Origin of the sequence: Elioraea sp. (genome assembly GCF_051860475.1) — a bacterium.
In the GTDB taxonomy this organism is placed as follows: domain Bacteria; phylum Pseudomonadota; class Alphaproteobacteria; order Acetobacterales; family Acetobacteraceae; genus Elioraea.
The window spans coordinates 1-866 of the sequence record NZ_JBHYDW010000299.1; the positions used below are offsets into that span (position 1 = coordinate 1).

Consider the following 866-nt stretch of genomic DNA (forward strand, 5'->3'; position numbering starts at 1 on the left):
GTTGCGGAGTCTGGAGCTGTGGGATGCGTCTCGCGTGCGCCTTGCGGCGTGCGCGAGACGCGGTCCCGGCTGTGCCGTTACGCCGGTTGGAGGTTGAGGCTTCGCTTGAGGTTGTAGGCGGTTGCGGTGAAGTGGACCTGGGCTCTGGCGCGCGCGAGGCCTCGCCATCGCATGCGTCGCAGGCCGTAGCAGCGTTTCCAGGTGCCGAAGATCTTCTCGATCGGCGCGCGTACGCGCTGGATGGGGGCGCCGCGCATCCAGCCGCGCCAGCGTCTCGGCCTCGTCCTGGCCCCACATGGCGGTGGCCGCCACGCGTGGCACGCCGCCGCGGGCCCGCACGGCGGCCTCGAAGTGCTGGCCACGATAGGCGCTGTGGCCTGCGGCCGACCTTCGGTCTCCGGCGAACACATCGCCCGGGTCGTCGGGCAGCGCTGCCGGCCCCTCGCCTCCGTCATGCACATTGGCCGGCGTGACCGACACCGCCCCCACCAGCGCGGTCTCGGCGTCAGCGCCGACATGCGCCTTGAAGCCATGCACGCAGGCGCGGCTGCGATGCTTCACCCAGCGCGCCTCGTCGTCCTCCTGGCTGGCCGAGGCGATGATCGTCGCGTCCACCAGCGTGCCGGTCATGACCGTGATGGCGCGCGCCTTGAGCGGCGTTGTGACAGCCTCGAACGGTCCCCGGTCCAAGTCATGGGCGATCAGCGCGCGACGGAACCGCACGAACGCGGTGCGCTCAGGTGTGGCCTCATCGGCGGCGAAGCCGCAGAACCGGCGGAAGCTCGCGCGGTCCTCCAGAGCCTCGGCCAGCTTCACGTCGGACAGGTCGTGCCAGACCGCCAGCAGCAGCGCCTTGAACATCGAAA

The 866-nt window shown here is 70.8% G+C and carries 1 protein-coding gene and 1 pseudogene; both read right to left on the bottom strand.

Annotated elements, in window-relative coordinates; translation table 11 throughout:
* Positions 1-77 precede the first annotated feature (77 nt).
* Positions 78-533 carry a transposase gene (locus ACTIFU_RS23860; RefSeq protein ID WP_439580814.1) on the bottom strand — a complete coding sequence of 152 codons (456 nt, stop codon included), beginning with the start codon at positions 531-533 and terminating at the stop codon, positions 78-80.
* Positions 451-861: pseudogene (locus ACTIFU_RS23865) on the bottom strand (transposase); the annotation flags it as partial. The pseudogene ACTIFU_RS23865 and the gene ACTIFU_RS23860, both read right to left, overlap by 83 nt.
* Between the last annotated feature and the right edge of the window lie 5 nt (positions 862-866).

Excerpts from the sequence above, each read along its gene's own strand:
- ACTIFU_RS23860 (WP_439580814.1), bottom strand. The coding sequence starts at position 533 with ATGGCTTCAAGGCGCATGTCGGCGCTGACGCCGAGACCGCGCTGGTGG.